This window comes from Acinetobacter sp. YH12043 (assembly GCF_013419915.1).
GTDB lineage: Bacteria > Pseudomonadota > Gammaproteobacteria > Pseudomonadales > Moraxellaceae > Acinetobacter.
Window position 1 is genome coordinate 59,482 of record NZ_VOZD01000004.1, and the last position, 19,797, is coordinate 79,278.

18 protein-coding genes are annotated in these 19,797 nt (G+C 44.3%); 11 read left to right on the top strand and 7 right to left on the bottom strand.

All coding sequences use genetic code 11. The annotated features are described in order from the left end of the window. Positions 1 to 41: 41 nt before the first annotated feature. Positions 42 to 1,064, bottom strand: coding sequence for a beta-N-acetylhexosaminidase (gene nagZ / locus FTU01_RS03095; RefSeq protein ID WP_180032094.1), 1,023 nt, complete (start codon positions 1,062 to 1,064; stop codon positions 42 to 44). A 199-nt stretch (positions 1,065 to 1,263) separates the two neighbouring features. Between nagZ and FTU01_RS03100 the strand changes: the two genes are divergently transcribed. The 8 genes from FTU01_RS03100 (at position 1,264) to FTU01_RS03135 (ending at position 12,090) form a co-directional block, all read left to right on the top strand. After that, positions 1,264 to 3,453 carry a carboxy terminal-processing peptidase gene (locus FTU01_RS03100; RefSeq protein ID WP_166136328.1) on the top strand — a complete coding sequence of 730 codons (2,190 nt, stop codon included), beginning with the start codon at positions 1,264 to 1,266 and terminating at the stop codon, positions 3,451 to 3,453. A gap of 426 nt (positions 3,454 to 3,879) precedes the next feature. Then, positions 3,880 to 5,937: an EAL domain-containing protein gene (locus FTU01_RS03105; protein WP_004782008.1), complete on the top strand. Its 2,058-nt coding sequence runs from the start codon at positions 3,880 to 3,882 to the stop codon at positions 5,935 to 5,937. A 287-nt stretch (positions 5,938 to 6,224) separates the two neighbouring features. Further along, entirely contained in the window at positions 6,225 to 7,817 is a 1,593-nt protein-coding gene (locus FTU01_RS03110; protein ID WP_180010879.1) for a peptide chain release factor 3, read from the top strand. 95 nt (positions 7,818 to 7,912) lie between these two features. After that, positions 7,913 to 8,740 carry a hypothetical protein gene (locus FTU01_RS03115; protein WP_180031500.1) on the top strand — a complete coding sequence of 276 codons (828 nt, stop codon included), beginning with the start codon at positions 7,913 to 7,915 and terminating at the stop codon, positions 8,738 to 8,740. Between the two features lie 49 nt (positions 8,741 to 8,789). Then, positions 8,790 to 9,752, top strand: a complete 963-nt coding sequence (locus FTU01_RS03120; RefSeq protein ID WP_180138102.1) for an RsiV family protein — start codon at positions 8,790 to 8,792, stop codon at positions 9,750 to 9,752. Next, on the top strand, positions 9,749 to 10,570 hold the full coding sequence (locus tag FTU01_RS03125) for a TatD family hydrolase (RefSeq protein ID WP_180017238.1): 822 nt from the start codon (positions 9,749 to 9,751) through the stop codon (positions 10,568 to 10,570). The genes FTU01_RS03120 and FTU01_RS03125 overlap by 4 nt, the downstream gene beginning before the upstream one ends. A gap of 128 nt (positions 10,571 to 10,698) precedes the next feature. Next, positions 10,699 to 11,505: an enoyl-ACP reductase gene (locus FTU01_RS03130; protein WP_180138104.1), complete on the top strand. Its 807-nt coding sequence runs from the start codon at positions 10,699 to 10,701 to the stop codon at positions 11,503 to 11,505. A gap of 186 nt (positions 11,506 to 11,691) precedes the next feature. Further along, positions 11,692 to 12,090: a cytochrome b562 gene (locus FTU01_RS03135; protein ID WP_180138106.1), complete on the top strand. Its 399-nt coding sequence runs from the start codon at positions 11,692 to 11,694 to the stop codon at positions 12,088 to 12,090. Between the two features lie 51 nt (positions 12,091 to 12,141). Here the strand turns inward: FTU01_RS03135 and secB are convergent, their stop codons facing one another. The 4 genes from secB to rsgA all read right to left on the bottom strand — a co-directional run bounded on the left by secB (position 12,142) and on the right by rsgA (position 14,471). Next, the gene (gene secB, locus FTU01_RS03140) at positions 12,142 to 12,600 is read right to left on the bottom strand and encodes a protein-export chaperone SecB (RefSeq protein WP_004782070.1); all 459 of its coding nucleotides are present in this window, start codon (positions 12,598 to 12,600) and stop codon (positions 12,142 to 12,144) included. Positions 12,601 to 12,635: 35 nt separating this feature from the next. Further along, the gene (gene grxC / locus FTU01_RS03145; protein ID WP_004782071.1) at positions 12,636 to 12,890 is read right to left on the bottom strand and encodes a glutaredoxin 3; all 255 of its coding nucleotides are present in this window, start codon (positions 12,888 to 12,890) and stop codon (positions 12,636 to 12,638) included. Between the two features lie 21 nt (positions 12,891 to 12,911). Next, complete coding sequence (locus tag FTU01_RS03150; RefSeq protein WP_005232169.1) at positions 12,912 to 13,319, bottom strand: rhodanese-like domain-containing protein; 408 nt, start codon at positions 13,317 to 13,319, stop codon at positions 12,912 to 12,914. 93 nt (positions 13,320 to 13,412) lie between these two features. Next, positions 13,413 to 14,471, bottom strand: a complete 1,059-nt coding sequence (rsgA, locus tag FTU01_RS03155) for a small ribosomal subunit biogenesis GTPase RsgA (protein ID WP_180057723.1) — start codon at positions 14,469 to 14,471, stop codon at positions 13,413 to 13,415. A gap of 124 nt (positions 14,472 to 14,595) precedes the next feature. On the opposite strand from rsgA, the gene orn reads away from it, so the two are divergent. Further along, on the top strand, positions 14,596 to 15,150 hold the full coding sequence (orn, locus tag FTU01_RS03160) for an oligoribonuclease (protein WP_004782074.1): 555 nt from the start codon (positions 14,596 to 14,598) through the stop codon (positions 15,148 to 15,150). Between the two features lie 35 nt (positions 15,151 to 15,185). Here orn and FTU01_RS03165 read toward each other — a convergent pair whose 3' ends face one another. Further along, positions 15,186 to 15,434, bottom strand: coding sequence for a hypothetical protein (locus FTU01_RS03165; RefSeq protein WP_159124233.1), 249 nt, complete (start codon positions 15,432 to 15,434; stop codon positions 15,186 to 15,188). Between the two features lie 198 nt (positions 15,435 to 15,632). Here FTU01_RS03165 and FTU01_RS03170 point away from each other — a divergent pair, with 198 nt between their 5' ends. Next, positions 15,633 to 16,403 (top strand): ThiF family adenylyltransferase, encoded by a 771-nt coding sequence (locus FTU01_RS03170; protein WP_180010872.1) that lies wholly within the window; start codon positions 15,633 to 15,635, stop codon positions 16,401 to 16,403. Positions 16,404 to 16,505: 102 nt separating this feature from the next. After that, the gene (locus tag FTU01_RS03175; protein ID WP_180010870.1) at positions 16,506 to 18,320 is read left to right on the top strand and encodes a tetratricopeptide repeat protein; all 1,815 of its coding nucleotides are present in this window, start codon (positions 16,506 to 16,508) and stop codon (positions 18,318 to 18,320) included. A 56-nt stretch (positions 18,321 to 18,376) separates the two neighbouring features. On the opposite strand, the gene FTU01_RS03180 is transcribed toward FTU01_RS03175, so the two are convergent. Continuing rightward, complete coding sequence (locus FTU01_RS03180; RefSeq protein WP_180010868.1) at positions 18,377 to 19,789, bottom strand: efflux transporter outer membrane subunit; 1,413 nt, start codon at positions 19,787 to 19,789, stop codon at positions 18,377 to 18,379. Between the last annotated feature and the right edge of the window lie 8 nt (positions 19,790 to 19,797).

Consider the following 19,797-nt stretch of genomic DNA (forward strand, 5'->3'; position numbering starts at 1 on the left):
ACCTTGTCGTGTTCCTTTGTCGTATTCAGATCATTTAAAAATTACAGAACCTGATCTCTAAACTGGCTGATTTCATCACGGATCTGGCACCACTCATCTCCAAGATTCAGTTCAGTGCCGATCTGAATCTCTGCAATTTTTCCGCGCATGCGTTCCAGACGCTGCTGATTTGGCAGCGGTAGCTCCTGAATGCCTTCAAGTGCGATACACTGTGCTGCGCGATCATTGCAGACTAACCCCATATCACAACCTGCTTTCAATGCCGCCTGAATACGGGCATCGGCACCACCAGCCACACAGGCAGCCTGCATGCTTAAATCATCCGAGAACAGTACGCCGTCGAATCCAAGTTCTTGACGTAACACTTTCTGAATCCAGAATTCTGAAAAACCGGCTGGATTTGGATCAACCTGACTATAGATAACATGGGCAGGCATAAGCGCATCCAGTTGGGATTGTAACTGGATAAAAGTCTGCATATCCTTTTGCTGGATTTCTTCATAGCTGCGCATATCAATGGCAGCGGCCACATGCGAATCGGCCTTAACCGAACCATGTCCCGGGAAATGCTTACCGGTCGAAGCCATGCCAGCACGCTTCATACCTTTCAGAAAAGCACTAGCTAGTGGAATAATATCCTGAATATTTCTGGCAAAGCTACGGTCGCCAATCACATCACTAATATCATTCAGATCCAGTATAGGCGCAAAACTGAAGTCAATTCCGACAGCCAGTACTTCAGTCGCCATCAACCAGCCACATTTCTCGGCCAGTTCCAGCGCTTTTTCACGATCCGTCTGATAAAGCTCACCAAATTTGCCCATGGCAGGCAGCAGGGTAAAGCCCTGTTTCAGGCGCTGTACCCGGCCACCTTCCTGATCCACCGCAATCAGAATATCTGGACGGACCTGACGCATATGATCAGTCAAAGCGCGGACTTGGGCAGGAGATTCAATATTGCGACCGAATAAAATCACACCACCGACTTGTGGTGCACCCAAGAGTTCAATATCTTCTTGAGTAAGGGTAGTGCCTGCGATGTCGAGCATCAATGCGCCAATCATATGCGGAATCCATTTTAGAATTTTCGGGGAAAACAATACCTGAATTCTGCAATGATTTGCTACACTTTGTCAGCACAGAATATGATAAAACTACACGACATAAACATATTAAGTTGTTTAAGATGCTGAATACTTTAAGTTCTGCTCGAAAAGCAACACGGTCAAATTGGTCTTGAGGCCAAGGAAGTACGAATTATTTATGAAATTTCAAACAATAGCTTGTGCAGTTGCGATTGCGACAGGCGGATTATTTTTTACCCATGTGGTGAATGATGCAATTGCAGCTGATGGTAAAGAAGTAGTCAGCAAAGCAGTGCTTCAACCTTCTCAAGAACAGGCATTGGTATCCCGACAACTGGCAACTCTCGTTGATCGCCAACATTATTTGAATATGCGTCTGGATGCTCAGACTTCACAGCGTATCTTTGATTTTTATATTGATAGTCTGGATGCAGATCACAGTCTTTTTCTGGCATCTGAAATAGAAGATTATAAAAAACGCTATGGCGCTACTTTCGGTGCCAATCTGAAAGCCGGCAATTTGTCTGGCCCTTATGAAATTCATGCGCAGTATCGTGAGCGTTTAGCCCAGTTCTATACCTTTATGCTGGAAGAACTGAAAAAACCGCAAAACCTGAATCAGAAGAATGTATATATTGAAACGGATCGCGAAAAAGCGCCATTCTTTAAAACTCAGGCTGAACAACGTGCTCACTGGTCAAAAATGCTGGTTTCTCAGCTGATTAACCTGACGATCAGTAAGGAAGAAGAGCAAGCTAAGCAGAATGCACTCAAAGCCAATCCAGAACTGGCAAATGGCCAGGATCTGACTGGGCCGGAAGATTTAACGCCTGCTCAAACTCTGACTAAGCGTTATACCCGTCAGTTAGAGCGTCTCAGCCGGATCAAGAGTGATGATGTGCTGGACAAAACCCTGAATGCGATGATGCTGACTTATGATCCGCACAGTAATTATTTCCCGCCTGTAGATGCGATGGAGCTGAACCGTCAGACTACATTGCAGCTGGAAGGGATTGGGGTGTCGATTCGTCCGGAACGTGGTAATGAAGATTACACCAAGATTGAAACCATTGTAGAAGGTGGGCCTGCCAGCAAATCAGGACAGGTAAAATCAGGTGACCGTATTGTTGGCGTTGCTCAAGACGGCGAACAGATGGTTGATGTAATCGGCTGGCCGAGCAATGAAATTGTTGGCCTGATTCGTGGTAAGCGCGGCACCAAAGTAACGCTGAAGTTATTAGGCCCGGGTGCGACCATGGGACAGGCGCGTAATGTTAGTCTTGTACGTGATGTGATTCAGGAAGAAGATGCCGGGGTTAGAACCCGTACCGTTGAAATCCAGCGTGATGGTAAAAAATATCAATATGGTGTGATTGAAATTCCATCTTTCTATCTGAACTATCGTGCCCGTCGTGCGGGTACCGACTACCGTTCCGTATCAGAAGATACCAATAAGGCCCTGAAAGAGCTGGCTGCGAAGAATGTTGCCGGTATTATTGTCGACTTGCGCAATAACCCGGGTGGTTCACTTGAAGAAGTGGCACGTATGCTGGGACAGGTGATCAAGTCAGGTCCTGTGGTTCAGATTCGTGATGGTAACGGTAATGTCAGCGTCTTTGAAGATGATGATGGTGGTGCACAAACTTATGCCGGTCCATTGGCAGTAATGGTGAACCTGGCTTCTGCATCTGCAAGTGAAATTTATTCAGCAGCAATTCAGGATTATGAACGTGGCATCGTGATTGGTAGTACCACAACAGGTAAAGGAACTGCGCAGGTTCAGCTGGATAGCTTGGCACATGGTCAGGCAACACTGACTCAGCGTAAGTTCTACCGTGTGACGGGGGGTAGTACCCAAAACAAGGGCGTGATTCCGGATATCAAGCTGGTCGATATCTATAACGAAGAGTTTGGTGAACGTAAGGCTAAAAATGCCCTAGAGTGGGATACGATTCCAACTGCACCATTTAAACGTGAAGGTGTGGTACAAAAATATGTACCGGAACTGGCCAAGTTATCTCAACAGCGTGTCGCTCAGAATCCTCAATTCAAGTATCTGGAACAGCGTACAGCGGCTATGAAAAAAGTCGAAGACCAAAAACGTGTAGTTCTGGATCTGGAACAGCGTAAAGCTGAGTTGCTGGATATCGAGCGTAAAGCTTTAGAAGCTGAAAATGCCCGCCGTGCTGCAACCGGCCTGAAACCTTATCCAAACTGGGAAAGTTATCAGGCATCTCTGGATGCCATGGTTGAAGCCCGGGCGAAAATGAAAGCCAAAGAGCGTCCGGCATTACCGGAAGAAGAAGCTTTTGTGCTGGAAGCCGCACATGTCTTGGCTGACTATGCTCAAGTACAGTCAAAACAGTAACTTTAACATAAAGTAATATAAGTTCTAAAAACAGCCTATTTCGATAGGCTGTTTTTTTGTGCAAATAAAATGCAATATCAATTAAATATAAAGTGCTATGTAACTAAATAAAAAAGAAAAATTTGTGATTTATGTCGAATAAAAAAGCTGGAATATTAAATTTAATCAATTGATAAAATCTCAAAGACTTCTAATATATAAGCTGAATTTTTATTTTATCGATTCAGGGCAATTTTAAACTTCACTCCAGCTACTGAAGAGATAAAAATATTGCAATAAATTTTGTATATAGCTTCAAGTTTGAAGCAGTCGGGATGAACTCTGAAAAGAGTATTTTATTTTTTATAGGGCGTAAATTTAGCGGGGAATCGTGCGAATACAGCTGCGCAATAAAATAAAAATGATCGCCCAGATGGAACATTTTATATGATTCATGCTCATCATGATGTCAGTCTGCTCATTGGATCGATGGCTGTGGCATTTATTGCCTGCTATTTGACGCTTACGCTTGAGCAGATGCTATTTCGTAATGTATCGCTAAGGTTGAAAACCCTTATTTTACTGTTCAGCGGTGGCTTGCTGGGGCTAGCAATCTGGGGAATGCATTATGTCGGCATGACGGCAGCTCATTTTCCTGATGCTTATGATATCGATACTGCACTCACCTTAAGTTCTTATGTGATTGGCTTTGTGGGAGCAACCTTTGCCATCTGGCTCACCACCCGTAAAACTTTGCCTTGTGCCCGTCTGATTCTAGGGGCTGTCCTGATGGGGCTGGGTATGTCAGGAATGCACTATGTGGGCATGCTGGGCCTGAATGTTAAAAATCATGTGACTGCCTATCACCCTTTATTAATGATCTGTTCGATTCTGATTGCGACAAGTGGGGCTGGACTCAGTTTCTGGGTGGCATTCAAATATCGACAGGCAGTGCAAAGTACGATCCGGATGAAGCTCGTGGTCGCAAGTATGCTCACGTTGACCATTGTCGGGATGCATTATACGGGAATGGCGGCACTCAGTTTTTATGAAAATGCCCATCCATTGAGCCAGATCAGTCATTCCCACTATGACTTGCTATTTTCAGTCATCCTGATTAGTTGTCTGGTACTGGTGACTGCATTTGGCGTAGCCATGCTGGAGTTACGCTTTGAATCACGTAACCGTCAGCTGATGCTGGCCAATAAAGAGCTGGCGAATCAGGCGATTCAGGATAATCTCACCAAACTGCCAAACCGTTTATATCTGGTCAAATATGCACAATTGCTGTTTTCTGGCCGGCAGCAAGATGCTCAGCATGAAATCGCTTTTTTATATATTGATTTGGATCGCTTTAAAGCCGTGAATGATGTGTTTGGCCATCACGTTGGGGATCAGCTACTGATTCAGCTGGCTTATCGTATTCATCAAATTCTGGGAGATGATTCCAAACTGCTGCGTATCGGTGGCGATGAATTTCTGCTGGTGCTGGAAAATACTACAGTAGAGCAGGCCTCGAAAATATCAGAAAAGATTCTGGAACTGATTCAGGAAAGTTTCCAGATCAGTGGCAAGACCATCAATATCTCGGGCAGTATCGGGATCGCCATGTATCCGAAGCATGGCCAGAATCTGCAGGATCTGCTGATCAATGCAGATGCCGCCATGTTGACTTCCAAGTATCAGGGACGGAATACCTATTCTGTTTTTAATTTCTCGACCGATCAGCATGAAAGCAAAAGCCAGAGTAAACTGATCAATGATCTGTATAAGGCAGTAGAAGAACAGCAATTTATCTTGGTTTATCAGCCAAAATTTACCCATGATGAGCAGATCTGTGGTGTAGAAGCGCTAATCCGCTGGAAGCACCCATTGCATGGTTTGCTGGGTCCGAATATGTTTATTCCCGGAGCAGAAAAAACCGGTTTGATTATTCCGATGGGCTACTGGGCTCTAGAGCAGGCCTGCAAACAGATTCAGCTCTGGGAAGCTGATCATGCTGATTTTTTCCCAATCGGCGTCAATTTATCTGCGGTTCAGTTTGAGCATAAGCATCTGATCAGCACACTGGAACAACTTCTGAATCAATATAAAATTGATCCTCAACATTTGATGATCGAGATTACCGAATCGACTGCCATGCATCATATTGATTCGAGTATCCGGACTTTGCAGCAGTTGCGTCAAATGGGCATCCAGTTGGCGATTGATGATTTTGGTACCGGGCATTCTAGCTTCCTGTATTTAAAAAACCTGCCTGTCGATGAGCTGAAAATTGACAAGGAATTTATTCAGGGTCTGAGTGCAGGTTCCAAGGAAGAAATGATTCTTGAAAGTATTATTCAGCTGGCCATTAAACTCGGTTTAAAAGTGACAGCTGAAGGAATTGAAACTGTGCAGCAGGCAGAAATTTTAACCCGTTTGGGCTGTCAGCAGATGCAGGGCTATCTGCTGGGTAAACCGATGGATGTCGAGCAACTTGAAGCTAGGGTCTTTGTTTCTTGAACCCGGTAAATCACTATTTAGAATTTTTTATTATTAAACTAATCAATTGTAAATTATAAAATTTATGTGGTTATCGATTTATAATTTCTAGATTGGGTAGTGAATTAAATCCGTTAAATCGACGAGCCAAAAAAATATCAGTTCAACCAGAAAAGAGAATGGGAAACTGCGATTTCTCCAGTTTATAGGGCTGCTTATTGGCTCTAGAAATCTGCTACAATATCGTCAATTTTTCATATTGATCGTATTTGATCTTGAGCACTGCGGTTCTGCAGTAGGTATTTTCCATGAGTTTTAAAGATGAGTTAGCGGCACAGGTCGCTCAGCGACGTACATTCGCCATTATTTCCCACCCCGATGCCGGTAAAACCACCATGACAGAAAAACTGCTGTTATGGGGTCAGGCCATTCAGGTTGCAGGTATGGTGAAAAGCCGTAAATCGGATCGTGCAGCCACTTCTGACTGGATGGAAATGGAAAAAGAGCGTGGGATTTCGATCACCACGTCCGTCATGCAGTTCCCGTTCAAGGACAAGATGATTAACCTGCTCGATACCCCGGGACATGAAGATTTCTCGGAAGATACTTACCGTACCCTCACTGCGGTAGACTCAGCGCTGATGGTGATTGACGGTGCAAAAGGTGTCGAGGAACGTACCATTAAATTGATGGAAGTGTGTCGTATGCGTGACACCCCCATCATTTCTTTCGTCAACAAAATGGACCGTGAAATCCGTGAGCCTTTAGAGCTGCTGGATGAAATTGAAAATGTCCTGAAAATTAAATGTGTGCCGATTACCTGGCCACTCGGTACAGGACGTGACTTTGCAGGTGTCTATAACCTGCTCGAAGAAAAGTTCTATGTCTATAAAGCCGGTTTTGGTTCAGTGATTACTGATATCGAAGTTCGTGATGGCTATGATCATGCAGACTTACGTGAAAAAGTCGGAGAGCTGGCTTGGGCTGCGTTTGAAGAATCGTTGGAACTGGTACAAATGGCGAATGAGCCATTAGATCGTGAAGAATTCCTGGCAGGCCGTCAAACTCCAGTGCTGTTCGGTACAGCTTTAGGTAACTTCGGTGTCGACCATGTTCTGGATACATTTAGCGAATATGCACCGCCTCCCAAAGCGCATCCGACTCAAGACCGTAAAGTAGAGGCAGATGAAGAAGGTTTCACAGGCTTTATCTTCAAGATTCAGGCCAATATGGACCCGAAACACCGTGACCGTATTGCTTTCATGCGAATCTGTTCAGGTAAGTATGAAAAAGGCATGAAAATGAAGCATGTGCGTATCGATAAAGATATCCGCATTAGTGATGCCTTGACCTTCCTGGCCGGTGACCGTCAGCATCTGGAAGAAGCATGGCCGGGCGATATTATTGGTCTGCATAACCACGGTACCATCCAGATCGGTGATACCTTCACTTCAGGTGAAAAACTGCAATTTACCGGTATTCCGCACTTTGCGCCGGAAATGTTCCGCCGTGTCCGTCTCAAAGATCCATTGAAGTCAAAACAGCTGCAAAAAGGTCTGAAAGAGCTTTCTGAAGAAGGTGCGACTCAGGTATTCATGCCACAAAACAGCAATGACCTGATTGTTGGTGCTGTGGGTGTGTTGCAGTTCGAGGTGGTAGCGTATCGTCTGAAAGAAGAGTACAAGGTGGACTGTATTTATGAGCCAGTGAGCATCAATACAGTACGTTGGGTGTCTTGTGCAGATGAGAAGAAATTCAACGAATTCAAGAAAAAAGCCCATGACCAGTTATCTGTAGATGGTGGTGGTCACTTGACTTATCTTGCACCAAGCCGGGTGAATTTACAGCTGATGCAAGAACGTTATCCAGATATCGTATTCCGTAATACACGCGAACACTAAGCCTTCAGGCTTGGAAAATGTTAAACAGCTTCTCCGGAAGCTGTTTTATTTTGTGCTACATTTAAACCACTCATTACTTATATCTCTAAAAAATCATGAAGTTTAGTAAGGAAATCCTGCTCGGTTCAGTCATTGGCTGTAGTTTGTTACTTGGAGCATGTGATAAAAATGAAAAAAAACAGCCAGCGACAGAACAAAAAAAATCTGCAGCAGTCACCCCTGAAGAAAAAGCCAAATTTTTGCCTTACCTGAATATTCAGGAGAAATCGGCCGATATTGCCTTGCCATTTTGTGAGACCAAAAACTGTATTAATCTGGATATTCAGACCTTAAAGACAGCCGATTCCTGGCTAAACCAGTCTATTGAAAAGCAGCAGGCGAAAGTGATTCAGGATCAAATTGGCCTAAAGCAGGATATGAGCCTGCAGCAGGCGGTTAATGCCTATGTAAAAAAATCAGATGCCTGGCAAGCCCAGCTCAAACTGAACAAGGCCTATGAGTTATCGCTGTATACCCGCATTCCTTATCAGCGTAATCAATTTGTGTTAATGCAAATTGGGGTAGACAGCACTCAGGAAAATATCCGCGTTAATGAACGCTATTATTTTTTTGTGGCTGACCGGCTGCAGCAAAAAATACTCAGTCCTCTGGATATTATCAATCCTGAACAGCAGTTGCAGATGGACCAAATTGTGCAGCAGGCTTACCAAAAATGGTTAAAGGACAATAATGCGGAAGTCCAGCAGAAAGCTCCAAAAAAACTGTATTGGGGGCAGGCGGACTGGTTCTTTGATCAGGAAGGAATTGGTCTACATTATCGGAGTCAGGAAATTAGCAAAGATGCCAAACAACTGGACATCTATTTAACCAAAGAACAAACACAACAAGTCTTGAAAGTGGATATTTATCAGAATATGTTCTAACAGGTAGGTCCTGCAAGGATAAATGATGATGTTGAATAAAGGTTAATGCATGTCAAATTATAAGAATGTTTTATGTCTGTCAGTATTGGCATCAGCAGTTTTGCTGAGTGCCTGCCAGCCTAAGGAAAGAGAGCCGAAAGAACCTGCTGCACCTGAAGTGGTACAGGCTCAGCCTGAAGTGCTGAAGCTGAGCGGTGATACTGAGAAGCTGAAACTGGCCTTGCCTGAATGTGAAGGAAAAAACTGTCCTGAGATTTCTATCGAGAGATTGAAAAGTAATCAGCCATTTATTGATGAATGGATAGATCAGCAGATTCTGCAGCAGCTACAGGGTATTTTGTCTATTGATGCGATCGAACCGGCGAAAGCATCGGCTGCCAGTGAAGCTGAAGCCGCTGCTTCCGAACCGCAAACTGCATTAGCCAATGTCCAAACTCCGAAACAGCAGCTTGAACAGCAGATTCAGCCGCATATGCAGACTTTCCTGAATCTGGATAAGGAGTTGAAAGCACTCAGTGCCAGCCATAGTATCAGCCTGATGATCAAACCGAGAATTCTGCAGTCTGGTGATCCACTCGCGACTGTGGTCTTAAACAGTACCCATTATCTGGGTGGTGCGCATGGCGCTTCTGCTCAAACCTACTACAATTTTGATCTTGAGCAGAAAAAGCTGATTAAGCTGGACGATATCATTCTGCCTAAACAAAAGGCTCAGCTCGAAGCCAAAGCTTATGAGGCTTTTAAAACCTGGGTGATGGAATCTAAACTGGCCAATGATGTAGCCGAATATGAACAGGCCTGGAAATTCAAACTGACGGATAATTTCTATCTGTCTAAACAGGGACTGGCGCTGCAATATGCTGAATATGAGATTGGTCCTTATGTGGTCGGTTTGCCACGTCTGGTCATTCTTTATGAACAGTTGAATGGCATTTTGAAACCTGAATATCTGCCTCAAACAGAGAACGCTGCTTCAGAAGCCGAGCCTGCAACTCCTGCCAAAGCACGCTGATGGTTTCGTTATTTGATACCCATACCCATTTTGATGTTCCCGATTTTGATCATGATCGGGAACAGCTGGCTTATGCATCCAAAGCAGCAGGGGTGGAGCATCTGGTCTTAATTGGTTTTTTACAGAGCCGGTTTAAGGATTTATTGCAGACGCATCATTTTATTAATGAGTTGGCCAATGCACCACAAAGCCATCTGGCACCCGGCCTGCATCCATTCTATATTGAGCAGCATCAACTAGAGCATTTACAGGATCTGGAGCAGTTATTAAACACAGAGCCTTGTATTGCGATTGGTGAAATTGGCTTGGATACTTTTGATAAGCGGCATAAACAGCCGGAACTTTTTCAGAAACAGAAGGATTTTTTTGCTGCACAGCTGGAACTGGCGCAGCAGTTTGATAAACCTGTGTTACTGCATATCCGTAAATCCCATGCCGATGTTTTACAGATTCTAAAACAGCATCGGTTTAAGCAAGGTGGTATTGCCCATGCCTTTGGTGGCGGGATTGAAGAGGCGAAAGCCTTTATTAAACTGGGCTTTAAGCTTGGAATAACAGGGCAAATTACCAATCCGAATGCCAAAAAACTGCATCAGGTGGTACAGCAGGTAGGACCGGAACATCTGGTACTTGAAACCGATTGTCCGGACATGACGCCCTTATGTTGCCAGCATTCGACAGAACAGCGGACTCGCAATACGCCTGCCAATCTGCCTTATGTCCTGCAAGGCTTGGCCAAGAGTCTGCATATGGATCAGGATGAACTGGCACAGCAGCTCTGGAAAAACACCCATCAGGCTTTACATCTGGCGATCTAAGATAAAACCCTACATCGGTCGGAAAGCGTATTTCAATGTATGATCCAGTGAAAAAAGGTGCATTATGCAATTTCTAAAATGCTTGAGACTTGGCATCATGCATATAAATTATTTTGAGTGAGATTCACATGGCACAAGGACTATTGGCGGGTAAGCGCTTCTTGATCGCAGGTATTGCAAGTAAATTATCAATTGCTTTTGGTATTGCTCAGGCATTACATCGTGAAGGTGCAGAACTCGCTTTTACTTATCCAAATGAAAAGCTGAAAAAACGTGTAGATGATTTTGCTGCACAATTCGGTTCTGAATTGGTTTTTCCTTGTGATGTGGCCGTAGATGCAGAAATTGACAATGCATTTGTAGAACTGGCAAAACACTGGGATGGTCTGGATGGTGTCGTACATTCAATCGGTTTTGCGCCAGCACATACCCTAGATGGTGATTTCACTGACGTGACTGACCGTGAAGGTTTCAAGATTGCCCATGACATCAGTGCGTACAGCTTTATCGCGATGGCACGCGCTGCGAAGCCATTACTGGCTGCACGTCAAGGCTGCCTGTTAACCCTGACTTATCAAGGTTCTGAGCGTGTGATGCCAAACTACAATGTGATGGGTCTGGCGAAAGCATCTTTGGAAGCAGGTGTACGTTACCTGGCATCTAGCCTGGGCGCAGAAGGTATCCGTGTGAATGCGATCTCAGCCGGTCCAATTCGTACATTGGCGGCGTCTGGCATTAAATCATTCCGTAAAATGCTGGACCTAAATGAAAAAGTAGCACCACTAAAACGCAATGTGACCATTGAAGATGTCGGTAATGCAGCATTGTTCCTGTGCTCACCATGGGCAAACGGGATCACTGGTGAAATCATGTATGTCGATGCGGGTTATAACACAGTAGGTATGAGTGCTGAACTGATGCTGGATGCAGAATAAATCTCTTTAAAAGATTAATTCTCAGCAAAGAAAACCCCTCATTATTGAGGGGTTTTTATTTTTAATTCTAATCGTCAATGATGTAAGTCTAATGACAAGGGATACAAGAATTTGGATCAAAATAATTTATCTTTCAGGACTTTCCCACTAAGATGCTTAATATAAAAACAATACAGGATAATAACGATGCTTAAGACACTTCTAATCAGCATGATTTTTGTGATGGGAACTGTGGGGATCACCACGTCGGGCATGGCAGCAGACAATCACTATCATGACAATATGCATGAACTTGACCATCATTTAAAAAATTTCAAATCTGCCAAGGATAGCAAAGAGGCGCGGGCAGCATTGCAAGGCATGCAAAAATCTGTGGAAGTCTGCCAGAAAAATTTACCCTCAGGTCTACAAAAGCTAAAATCCAAAGATGCAAAAATTACGGCTTATCAGGGATTGTTAACTGACTTATTGAAAGAGATTAAACAAGCTGAGCAACTTGTTGCAGCCAATCAGCTAGCCAAAGCACAAACATTGACAGAGAAAATGGATCAGATTAAAAAGCAGGGGCATCAAGCCTTTAAATAAGCCATAAAAAAGACCGCAATTGCGGTCTTTTTTAATTTCAAGATCAAGTGATTAAGCTTGACCTTCAACAGCAGCAGCTTGCGCACGTTGCATGTTCGCTTCGAATTCAGCATCGAAGTTGATTGGTGTAAGCAGCAATTGCGGGAAGCTACCTTTAGTGACCATATCATTCACCGCTTCACGAAGGAATGGGAACAGAATATTCGGGCAGTAAGCACCAAGAATGTATGGCAGACGCTCTTCTTCCACGCCATCAATCAGGAAAATCCCTGCTTGAGTCACGTCAACGATAAACGCTGTATCACCTTCATTGGTTGCTTGAACCACAACTTTTAAAGCCACTTCAAAATGAGTCGGATCAATTTTTTCTGCAGAAGAAGAAAGGTTGATGTTTAACTCAGGTTGCCATTGCTTGGTAAAAACTTGTGCCCCAGGAACTTCAAAAGAAATATCTTTAGTGTAAATACGCTCTAATGCCAATTGTGGTTGAGCTTGTTGTTCTTCACTCATTCTTTAATCCTTGATATGAGGTAGGTTTTAGTAAATTAAGCCAATAATTCGTCTAGTTTGCCTTCACGCTCTAGGGCATAAAGTTGATCAAAACCGCCGATAAATTGTTCATTAATAAAAATCTGTGGCACGGTACGATGATTGGTGCGTTGCATCAATTCAAGACGCACTTCAGGGGCTTCATTCGATAAATTAATTTCTTTGAATGCAACACCTTTGCGCTCAAGGAGCTGTTTTGCACGGATACAATACGGACATACTGTCGTCGAATAGATAGTAACTTCAGCCATGATCAATCTCCTGTTCGCAGATTATTTGCTTTTCACCAAAGGTAAACCTTGAGCTTTCCAGTTTGTAATGCCGCCATCCAGACGGTAGGCATCTGCATGACCTACCTGTTGAAGCGCAGAACCTGCAACTTGCCCAAGATTACAAATGAACACCAACGGGCGATCAGATGCTTTTAACTCATCAACGTGTTTTGTAATTTGGCTATATGGAATGTTACGGCTACCACTGATGTGACCTTCACGGAAGTCTTTGGCATCACGTAAATCAATCAGCATGGCATTTTTTGCTTTAACTAAAATTCCCAGCGATTGCGGAGAGATTTTGCGACCATTACGTTGACCTTCGATGATGAAGAAGACAACCACGAGTACCGCGAGTGTTCCAAACAAGAAGGGGTGATTCCCCATAAACTCGAACCAACGTTCCACAATTCACCTAATTACAATTTTAAAATTGCCAAGAGTATAGCTCATAAATATGGTGATCAAAATCACCGCTTCAAGGGCTAAGCCTTAAGAAAATTAATTTTTTTGCTGCGCTTCGTTAATTTCGTCGATTAAACGTAAATAGCTGTCCAGCCGGCGCGGCAAAATTTCCCCTGTTGATGCTGCCTGACGTAAGGCACACTGCTTTTCATGCTTATGTGTGCAGTTACGGAACTGGCAGTGACCGAGCAAGTTTTCAATTTCCGGAAAACCACTTTGGACTTTATCCAAGGTCAGATGCCAGAGACCAAATTCACGAATCCCCGGTGAGTCGATGAGAGCAGCGCCATCGCCAAAGGAAATCAGACGTGTGGAGGTCGTCGTATGCTGACCCAGTGCCGAGTTTTCAGAAATGACATTAGTTTTCTGTGCAGCATCCGGGACGATGGCATTGATCAGCGTACTTTTACCTACACCAGACTGACCGACAAACGCTACAGTTTCCTCATTCAGACGAGCGGATAGTTCTGTCAGATCGCCATCGGACTGGGTTTGCATCACTTCATAACCCAAATCTTTATATTCTTTAAGCAAATCCAGAATCGGATCATTTTCCTTGAGCAAATCGGATTTATTCAGAACTAAAAGTGCTGGAATCTCTGCATCTGCACAAGCCACCAGATAACGGTCAATCAAACCCGGTGCTGGTTCAGGCAATGGCGCGAACACAATCACAATCAGGGAAATATTGGCGGCAACCGGTTTAACCTTGTGGTAACGGTCAGGACGGGTCAGCAAAGAAGTGCGCGGATGAATCGCTGTAATAATGCCGAGTCCGGTATTGGGATCAGCCTGCCATTTGACCCGGTCACCTGTTACCAGCAATTCCAGGTTAGTTCGGGTATGGCAGCGCCAGACACTCCCTAGTTCAATCGGCTTCCAGAATGGCTCAGGTTCACCTTCAGCCACGACCGGTTTTTCAGGATGCTGTTCAGGTACAGACAAGGCCTGGACTTCAAGCTGGCGGCCATAATGCTGCACGACCAGTCCTTCCAGGTCTTGAGAGGTATCGATCTCTTCCTGACGCGTTTTGTGCTGTTTTTGAATACGACGTTGTTGTTGTTCAGTTAAACGACGTTTACGTATTAAAGCCATTCAAATCCTAAAAAACCATGGGAGCGAGATGGCAAAAATAGCATGAAGCGGGGTGTCAGTTACAGCATCGACGTAATAAATTTGCTACTATAAATGTTTTATAGCCTAATAAGATTGCACATTTATGAGCAGCACCCCGGATAGCCGCCTGATTTGGATTGACCTGGAAATGACAGGTCTGGATACAGATAATGACCAGATTATTGAAGTTGCCACGATTGTAACGGACGATAACCTAAATATTCTTGCCGAAGGGCCCGTGCTAGCTGTGCATCAATCTGACCGTATCCTGAATGCGATGGACGAGTGGAATACTCGCCAGCATGGTCAGTCTGGCCTGATTGAGCGTGTACGCCGCAGTAAATTGACTGCTCAGGATGCAGAACGTGAAACGATTGAATTCCTGAAAAAATGGGTCAATCCAAAAGTATCGCCGATGTGTGGTAACTCGATCTGTCAGGACCGTCGCTTTCTGCACCGTTTAATGCCTGAACTGGAACAGTATTTCCATTACCGTAATCTAGACGTATCTTCAGTAAAAGAGCTGGCAAAACGCTGGCGCCCTGAAATCATGAGTGGTCTGAAGAAAAATGCTTCGCATCTAGCGATGGATGATATCCGTGATTCGATTGCTGAACTGAAATATTATCGTGAATATTTCTTCATTATGAATAAATAATCCGAGCAAATAAAAAAGAGGCGAAAGCTTCTTTTTTATTGCTTGGCAGAAAGTTTCTTGTGATAAAAGTTTTCACTGCTTTCAAACAGTACCCAGGTCAGAAGCACCAGAGCAAGATGGGTTTGGGTTTCATATTGATCCAAGATAATCAAAGCAAATAATCCCAAAGTCAGGATACGGATCATGATACTGAGATAATAATTTTTCTGCTTTTTAAAGGTTAAACCGTAAAGATAGAGCAGGAACAGGAAAACCATCAGGGCAAAAAGGGCGTTAAATAGCATGCTGATCTGGCTCCCTTTAGGACAATAATAATTGAAATATTGTGAAGTTTATGATGGTTGTAATTTGATCGATTTTACGTGTGTTAACGATGGCACAAGAAAGCTTTTTTGACTGATTTTGTATCTGAATTTTAGTGGCAGTAAAGTGTCCATGATTTTGCTAAAATGCTCTGGTGTTTTTCTTGCTATTGATGACCTATGACTGATCTGCTTCAAGATGATGAGTATGACCGCCGTTTTGCGGGTGTAGCCAAAATTTATGGTAACGATAGCTTTCATCATTATGAAAACAGTCACGTGATGGTGATCGGAATTGGCGGTGTTGGTTCATGGGCAGTCGAAGCATTGGCACGTACCGGGATTGGTGAGCTCACACTGGTCGATATGGATGTGGTCGCAGCATCGAATATTAACCGTCAGTTACCAGCTATGACGGCGACACTAGGATGTGAAAAAATCGAAATCATGGCAGAACGCTGCCGTTCGATTAATCCACGCATCAAGATCAATCTGATTGACGATTATCTGACGCCAGAAAATGTGAAAGAAATTCTGTCAGGAAATCCTGACATCATTCTGGACTGTATCGATGACGTCAAAGCGAAATTTGCCTTGATGCTGCATTGCCGTTTTAACAAGGTTCCATTGATTGTATCCGGTGGAGCAGGCGGTAAACTGGATCCCTTAAAAATCCGTGTTGCCGATTTATCCAGAACCGAACAGGATCCAATGCTGGCAAAATTACGTGCGCAATTACGTGCTAAAGGCATCTGTAAAAAGCCAAAAGAAAAATTTGGCATCACTTGTGTCTACTCTATCGATAACCCATTCTCGAGTGCAGATGTTTGTGCAAGCGCAGGCTTACGCTGTGGTGGTTATGGGTCTGCAGTGGTAGTGACATCTAGCTTCGCCATGGTTGCGGTATCGGAAGTATTGAAAAAGCTCGATAGTAAAAGACTTAAAGCCTGATTGAGTCAAAAAAAAGCACACGATCTGTGCTTTTTTTTATGCTAAGTTTAAAATGAATTTTTATACATATAACAAAAACAATCTTTTGGTTTTGGAGCAGCTATGTGGTTTTTGCTAGTGCTGGTTTTGGGGATTGGGGCTTTAGCAATCTGGATGTGGAAACGTCCTGATCCGGTGAAACGTGATCAGGCCAAAGCCGTGCATCATGATCTATGGATTGAACAGATTGATGCTCAATTGAAGTATGCAACCCGTCTAAGTACGGATCCGCATCACCCGGACTATGGACGTGCCTATCAAATTTATCAGGGGCTGGCCCAGCAGCAGGAATTGCCGCAGGCTTATGTGGGCATGGCCCTAATGCACTTAAACGGACAGGGCTGTGAGCAGAGCACAGAAAAAGCGATTAGTTTTCTTGAAAAAGCTTATAGTTTAGGTGGTGAGGATGCGGCCTATCATTTAGGCCAGATCTATGATGGTCATCAATACCAATTAAATGATCCTGAAAAAGCCTTGTACTGGTATCGGCATGCGGTCGTGCGTGGTCATCTGGATGCGCAGTATCGCATCACTGAGCTGGCTGAATCTGACCATGACACTGCAGAACAGCAACGTCTGCAACTGTTAATTCAAAATGCCGAGCAGGGACATGCCAATTCACAGTATCAGTTAGCCCAATATTATTTGGCGGATGGTGCAGCGCAAGATTTAAGTCTGGGTATTCACTATCTGTTTCTGGCAGCACAGCAGGACCACTTGGCGGCCAATCAGGATATTGCCGAAGCCTATGCAAATGGCAAAATCTTGCCCAAAGATCAACAGCAGGCTTTGAGTTTCATTAAACGCTGTATTCATCTCGGTGATCAGAGTGGTTTATATGATTACTATGCCGGCGTGTTACTCGGTACTATTGATCCTGATCAACGTCAACGGGTGTTTAAGCATCTATTACAGCAGTCCAAAGAACATAAAGATGCACAGGCCAAAACCCTGATCGGTCTGGCTTATTTTCATGGCTGGTATGTGCAAAAAAATGAAACCATGGCATTTCGTTACTGGTCTGAAGCAGCACAAACCCAGCATTCTCAGGCCTTGAGTCTGATTGCTGCACTATATTTTGAATCCTATCTGGTCGAACATGAACCGGAGAAAGCATTTGAACTCTATCAACATGCTTTGCAAAATGATCCTGATCATGGCTTCAGTCAGATGGGCCTGGCACTCTGTTATTTAAACGGAGTAGGTATAGCCAAAGATACGGCTAAAGCTACCCAAATGATTCAGGCAATTGCACAGCAAGAGCAACTTGTAGCACAGTCTGAAGCTGATCTGATTTATATAGTGGGACGTTTTTATGGCTTGCCTGAATATCCGCTGCCGACCCGAGAAAAGGCAATTCAATATTTGAATCAGGCGGTGGCGAAAGGATCAAGTAAGGCTGCCTGGTATCTGTATCAAGCATATTCTGGTTTTTATCCAGTCTTTGAATTGAATGAGGAACAGGCCAAACGTTATCTGCATCAGGCAGCTCAATTGGGCAATGCACAAGCCCAGACCGAATTAGGCTTAATGTATTTAAAGGGCAAAAAGGTGGAGCAGGATACGGCTTTAGGACTGAAATATCTGGAACAGGCTGCGAGCCAGCATAATGGTCTCGCACTAAATGCTTTAGGTGAGGCTTTGGAACAAGGAATTGGCATTGAAGCCAATTTGGATCAGGCAATCCAGTGCTATCGTAAAGCGGCTGCGCAGGTGAATGCTGATGCTTATAGTCATCTGGGGCGCTTATATACCAAAGGCATTGGTGTAGAACGTGATATTGCAATTGCCCGTCAATGGCTAGAAAAAGGCAGTCTGTTAGGACATGAGCCTTCTATTGAACAGCTCAACAATGTAAATGCTTATCTGCATATGTAAACTTCAATAAAAAAACCGCTGACTAACAGCGGTCTTTTTTGAGTCAAATATATTGCTTAAGGTAGTTGTTTGATCGGGCTACCACCCAAAGCTTGCATCAGGGTCACATAAGCATTGTATTGGCTTTGTCGGGTTTGCACCAAAGATAGACGGGCATTCCGCGTAGTTTCCTGTGCATCCAGCAGATTTTTCAATGCTACTGCACCATTACGATAACGCACTTCGGTCAAACGTTCAGTACGTTCAGCCAGTTCAACGTTACGCTGTTGTAACGCAACCTGTTTGGTGAGTTCAGTACGATTAGACAAGGCATTCTCTACATCGGCAAAAGCTTCATACATGGTCTGACGATACTGGATAATCGCTTTTTCATATTCCAGTTCATTCACCTGCAAATCACGCTTCATGTCATTCCATTGCAGGAATGGCAGGCTGAGTCCAGCACCTAAGGTCGCCACCGGATTTTTAAGTGCATCTGACAATGATGAACTGGTGCCCACGCCGGTACTTAGGCTGCCAGTCAGACTGATCGAAGGATAATAACTGGCTTTATTGGCATCCTTGTTGGCCAAGGCTTTACGCAAACGCAGTTCAGTGGCTCTCAAGTCAGGACGACGGGAGAGAAGGCTAGCAGGTAAGCCGGCTTCAATCGACGGTAAAGTAATATTCGGTAAACGTTTAGGTTCCTGAATCGAAAGCTGTTGCACAGGCATATTCATGAGTACTGCCAGCGCCGTACGCGTTTCCACACGTTGCTGTTCAATCTGACTTAAGGTCGCTTGCTGGCTTTGGATCGCCTGTTCAGCCTGGGTCAGATCGAGACCAGATACAGCACCGGCGCGATACTGGACATTGACCAGATCATAGGTACGCTGTGCAGTCGCTAGGTTTTGCTGAACCACGCTATAACGTTCATTTAGATAACCCAGTTGCCAGTACAGTTGAGCAGTCGTACCAATCAGACTTTGTGCAGTCGCCTGCAAGTCCTCTTCAGATGCCAGGGCTTCCCAGCGTGCTGCTTCAGTCTGATTGGCCAATTTACCGAACAGATCCAGTTCATAGCTTAAGCCAGGGAAATTAACCCCAAAACCGGATGAACTACTGCCATCTTCCAGATCAAAGCTTCTACGCGTGGTTAGTCCTGCATCACTGATGCGTACACCTTGCTGACTTTGTGTCTGTCTGGCCTGAATACGGGCTTGCTGCAAATTAATCCCGGCTACGGCCAGATCACTATTGGCTGCCAGTACGTCATTCACCAGACTATTCAATTGCGGATCTTTAAATAGAGTCCACCATTGATCTGCCAGAATATCAGCATGGATTTGCTGGCTTACAGCTTTACTGTTTTGAAAGTTGTTAGGCACCTGTACAGCAGGTTGTTCATACGGCGTTTTCACCACGGCCGCACAGCCGACCAATGAACTCCCTAGAATCAGGGCACTGGCAAGTTTGGTAAGAGTATGCATATCAGATT